General features: G+C 71.6%; 4 protein-coding genes. All 4 read right to left on the bottom strand.

From position 1 onward, the window contains the following. Positions 1-96: 96 nt before the first annotated feature. From ACJTNH_RS20685 to ACJTNH_RS20670, 4 genes are read right to left on the bottom strand one after another with little or no spacing between them, the layout of a single operon-like run. Positions 97-1,161: an ABC transporter ATP-binding protein gene (locus ACJTNH_RS20685; RefSeq protein WP_458179150.1), complete on the bottom strand. Its 1,065-nt coding sequence runs from the start codon at positions 1,159-1,161 to the stop codon at positions 97-99. Continuing rightward, a complete protein-coding gene (locus tag ACJTNH_RS20680) occupies positions 1,158-2,477 on the bottom strand; it encodes an ABC transporter ATP-binding protein (RefSeq protein WP_458179148.1) in 1,320 nt (439 codons plus the stop codon). Before ACJTNH_RS20680 ends, ACJTNH_RS20685 begins: the two co-directional genes overlap by 4 nt. An 11-nt stretch (positions 2,478-2,488) precedes the next feature. Then, complete coding sequence (locus ACJTNH_RS20675) at positions 2,489-3,457, bottom strand: ABC transporter permease (RefSeq protein ID WP_458179146.1); 969 nt, start codon at positions 3,455-3,457, stop codon at positions 2,489-2,491. A 29-nt stretch (positions 3,458-3,486) separates the two neighbouring features. After that, the gene (locus tag ACJTNH_RS20670) at positions 3,487-4,476 is read right to left on the bottom strand and encodes an ABC transporter permease (protein ID WP_458179144.1); all 990 of its coding nucleotides are present in this window, start codon (positions 4,474-4,476) and stop codon (positions 3,487-3,489) included. Positions 4,477-4,777 lie beyond the last annotated feature (301 nt).

Raw genomic sequence — 4,777 nt, 5'->3', positions numbered from 1 at the left:
GATCGCCGGCACGGGCCCGGAGGGTCCTGCCGGCGATCGACGAAGCGGCTCAGCGGCGCCGGGCACGGCACCTGGCCGCGGTGTGATCCGTCAGGATCACAAGACCTGCGTGGCCTCGGCGTAGTGGCAGGCGTTGAGGTGACCGGTGCCGCGGGTCTCCAGCTTGGGGTCCACGGTCATGCACAGCTCGCGCTCGCCGTCGGTGAGCACGTTGGCGAACTTCTGGCAGCGGGTGCGGAACCGGCAGCCGGACGGCGGGTTGGCCGGGCTGGGCACGTCGCCGGAGATGATGATCCGCTGGCGGGCGCGCTCGCGGCGCGGGTCGGGCAGCGGGATCGCCGACAGCAGCGCCTGGGTGTAGGGGTGCGCGGGGCGGGTGAACAGCTCTTCCTGCTCGGCGATCTCGATGATCCGGCCGAGGTACATGACCGCGACCCGGTCGGAGATGTGCCGGACCACCGACAGGTCGTGGGCGATGAACAGGTAGCTGAGGCCCAGGGAGTCCTTGAGGTCCTCGAGCAGGTTGATCACGCCGGCCTGGATGGAGACGTCCAAGGCCGACACCGGCTCGTCGAGCACCAGCACCTTGGGCTGCAGGGCCAGCGCCCGGGCGATGCCGATGCGCTGCCGCTGCCCGCCGGAGAACTCCGCCGGGTACCGGTTGGTGTGCTCGGGGTTCAGGCCCACGGTCTCGACCAGCTCGCGGACGCGGGAGCGCAGCTCCTTCTCGTCCTTGGTGAGCCCGTGGATGATCAGCGGCTCGGCGACGATGTCGAACACCGGCAGCCGCGGGTTGAGCGAGGCGTACGGGTCCTGGAAGACCAGCTGGATGTCCCGGCGGAGCGGGCGCATCTCCTTGCGCCCGAGCCCGACGAGCTCCCGGCCCTGGAAGACCACGGAGCCGGCGGTGGCCGGCTGCAGGTTGAGGATCGCCCGCCCGGTGGTGGACTTGCCGCAGCCGGACTCACCGACCAGGCCCAGCACCTCACCGGGGTACAGGTCGAGGTCGACGCCGTCGACCGCGCGCACCGCACCGACGGTGCGCTTGATCAGCCCACCGCCCTTGATCGGGAAGTGCTTCTCCAGGCCGCGGACCTTGAGGATCGGCTCGCCGCGGCGGTCCGCGCCGTCGGCGGCGCGCTCGGTGGTGGGGGCGGTCATGCCCGGTCTCCGTTCGTGGGGCGCGGCTCGGGGCTGACGACGCTGCCGGTCCGGCCCGTGGTGGGGCCGGCGCCGGGCTCGGTCTGGTCGCCCGGTGGGACGCCGGGGGCGCCGGTCTCCCGGCTCTCCTCGGTGGTGGTGAGGTCGGCGGCGCCGACTGCCCCGGCCGGCTCGGCGTCCGCGCCGGTGACGCTGAAGACGTCGGCCGCGTGGCCGTGCGCCTTGGCGACCTCGGCGGTGCGGATGCAGGCGGCCTCGTGGCCCGCCCCGACCTGGAGCAGCGGCGGCTCGGCCTCGTCGCAGGCGGCGACGTGCAGCGGGCAGCGCGGTGCGAAGGGGCAGCCCGGCGGCATGTTGAGCAGCGAGGGCGGCGCGCCGAGGATCGGGGTGAGCCGCTCCTTGGTGCTGGAGTCCAGGCGCGGCAGCGACCCGAGCAGGCCCAGGGTGTAGGGCATTCGCGGCTCGTAGTAGATGTCCTCGACGCTGCCGATCTCGACCGGACGACCGGCGTACATGACCAGCACCCGGTCGGCGAAGCCGGCGACCACGCCGAGGTCGTGGGTGATCAGCACCATCGCGGCACCGGTCTCCTGGAGGGCGGTCTGCAGCACCTCGAGGATCTGCGCCTGCACGGTGACGTCGAGCGCCGTGGTCGGCTCGTCGGCGATGATCACCTCGGGCTGGTTGGCCATCGCGATGGCGATGACCACGCGCTGCCGCATGCCGCCGGAGAACTCGTGCGGGTAGGAGCGCACCCGCTCGCCGGCGTTCGGGATGCCGACCAGCTCCAGCAGCTCCACCGCCCGCGCCTCGGCCGCCTTCGACGACAGCGACTTGTCGTGGATCCGCAGGGTCTCCTCGATCTGGTAGCCCACCCGGTACACCGGGTCCAGCGAGGTCATCGGGTCCTGGAAGATCATCGAGACGCCCTTGCCCCGCACGCGGGACATGCTCCGGTCGCTCTGGCCGAGCAGCTCCTGCCCGCGGTAGCGGACCGAACCGGTGACCCGGGCGGAGGCGGGCAGGAGCCCCATGACCGCCAGCGAGGTCACCGACTTGCCGGAGCCGGACTCGCCGACGATGCCCAGCACCTCACCGGAGCGGAGGGCGTAGTCGACCCCGCGGACGGCGTGCACGGCGCCGTCCTCGGTCGGGAAGTGCACGTTGAGGTCGCTGACCTGCAGCAGCGGCGCGTTCGCGTCGAAGCCAGCGAGGCCGGTGTGGCGGCTGCCGGCCTGGCTGAGGGTGCCGGTCGAGCTGGTGCCGACGGCGGTGGCACCGGACGCACCGGTGCCACTGGTCCCGAGGGTGGACATGGAACTCCTTGTCAGGCCCGCACGCGGCGGTTGCTCGGGTCGAAGGCGTCGCGGATGCCGTCACCGATCAGGTTGATGGCCAGGACGATCAGCAGCAGCGCGATGCCCGGGTAGTAGAAGAGCCAGGGGCGGGTGCTCGCGGCCTGCACGCCGTCGGAGACCAGCCGGCCCAGCGAGGTCTGGTTGGCCCCGTTGACGCCGAACCCGAGGTAGGTCAGCGCGGCCTCGAGGGTGATCGCGGTGGCGGCGGCCAGCGTCGTCCAGACGATCAGCGAGCCCAGCGTGTTCGGGATCAGGTGCTTGAAGATGATCCGGGCGTTCGAGGCGCCCATCGCGTGCGCGGCCTCCACGTACTCCTTCTCGCGCAGCGAGAGGAACTGGCTGCGGACGATGCGGGCGAGGTCCAGCCAGCCGAACAACCCGAGGATGATGCCGACGCCCAGCGGCGTCCGGGAGCTGGGGAAGTTGCTCGCCACGACGATGAGCACGACCAGCAGCGGCACGGTGAGGATCAGGTCGACGATCCGCATGAGCAGGCTGTCGACCCACTTGCCGAAGTAGCCGGCCAGCGCGCCGACGAGCAGGCCGAGCGGGAAGGCGATGACCACGAAGAGCAGCACGATGAACAGCGACCGCTGCACGCCCTGCATCAACCCGGCCAGCAGGTCGCGGCCGATCGCGTCGCTGCCCAGCAGGTAGCCGGAGGTGCCCGGGGGCACCGACTGCGCGTTGCGGTTCTGCGTGTCGTAGGTCTTGCCGTCGACCAGCGGACCGATGAAGCCGAAGACCAGCAGCACGACGAACATGACCAGTCCGGTCATCCCGACCTTGTTGCGGAAGAACCGCCGGATGATCTGCTGCCGCTGACTGCGGGCCTTGACGGTGAACTCGCGCTCGACCGCCCCGCCGCTCTGCGGCGCGCCCGGGGTCGCGGGCAGGACACCGCCGGCGGTGTCCGTGGTGGCCTGGGTGGTGGCCATGGGGGTGTCCTTCTCTCTCGCGAGGCGGCTCAGGCCAGCCGGATCCGCGGGTCCAGGACCGCGTAGAGGATGTCGGCGATCAGGTTGAAGACGACGACGAAGACCGCGCTGACCAGCAGCCAGCCCAGCACCACGTTGATGTCGTTCTGCCCGATGCCGTTGGCGATCAGGTACTCGCCCATGCCGTGCCAGACGAAGACGGTCTCGGTGATGATCGCGCCGCCGAAGAGGGTGCCGATGCCCAGCGCCACGACGGTGGTCAGCGGGATCAGCGCGTTGCGCAGGCCGTGCCGGACGACGGTGCGCCGGTAGGTCAGCCCCTTGGCCCGGGCCAGGCGCATGTAGTCCGACCCGAGCACGTCGAGCATCGCGGCGCGCTGGAAGCGGCTCCAGGCGGCGAAGGACAGCATCGCCAGGCTGATCGTGGGGAGGATCAGGTGCCCCAGCCGGTCGGACCACAGCTCCCAGCCGCTGGCGTACAGCCCGAGACCGGGGGTCTCCTCGCCGATCGTGTAGAGCACCTGCGAACCGACCAGGTCGTTGATGCCGCCGGCCACGAACTCCTTGAGCAGGGCGGCGAACCAGAAGGTCGGCAGCGCGATCAGGATGTAGACGAGGAAGGTGAAGACGTAGTCGGAGGCCTTGTACTGCCGCACGGCGCCGATCACGCCGACCACGATCGCCAGGACCACCGCGATCACCACGGCGGCGATGATCATCCGCCCGGTGACCCCGATCCGGCCGAGGAGCTGGTCGGCGACCGGGGTGCCGTTGACGGTCTGCCCGAAGTCACCGGTCACGACCCCGCTGAGCCAGTTCCAGTAGCGGACGAAGAAGTTGTCGTTCAGGCCCAGCTGCTCGCGGAGGTTGTTGAAGAACGACTCCGGCGGCCGGGGGTTCTGCGTGTAGTACCGGGACAGCGGGTCGAAGCTGGCCGCGCAGAGCGCGAAGACCAGGAACGAGCTCACCAACAACACGAGGACCGACGCGATGATCCGCCGGATCGTGAAGAAGAACATGCGGTGACCTTACGCCGGGAGCGGAAGCCGTCCGGTGCCGGACGACGTGGTGAGCGGCGCGTCCTGAGGGCGGACGCTCCGCCCCGTGGGAACGGGCCGGTGGGGGCGACGGGGCCGCCACCGGGGCGTCACGGTCGCGCAACGGCCGCGACACATCGACCCCGGACACCCCACGGCCCCCCGGGAGGTGTCCCAGGGGGCCGTGGGCCCGGGACCCGGGGGGGGGGGGGGGGGGGGGGGGGGGGGGGGGGGGGGGGGGGGGGGGGGGGGGGGGGGGGGGGGGGGGGGGGGGGGGGGGCGG

This window comes from Modestobacter lacusdianchii, assembly GCF_054177765.1.
Note: the sequence above shows the minus strand (reverse complement) of the source record. Positions and strands in the feature narration are given on the sequence as shown.

Bases quoted from the DNA above. Each gene is read 5' to 3' on its own strand.
- ACJTNH_RS20685 (WP_458179150.1), bottom strand. From the start codon at position 1,161: ATGACCGCCCCCACCACCGAGCGCGCCGCCGACGGCGCGGACCGCCGC.
- ACJTNH_RS20680 (WP_458179148.1), bottom strand. From the start codon at position 2,477: ATGTCCACCCTCGGGACCAGTGGCACCGGTGCGTCCGGTGCCACCGCC.
- ACJTNH_RS20675 (WP_458179146.1), bottom strand. From the start codon at position 3,457: ATGGCCACCACCCAGGCCACCACGGACACCGCCGGCGGTGTCCTGCCC.
- ACJTNH_RS20670 (WP_458179144.1), bottom strand. From the start codon at position 4,476: ATGTTCTTCTTCACGATCCGGCGGATCATCGCGTCGGTCCTCGTGTTG.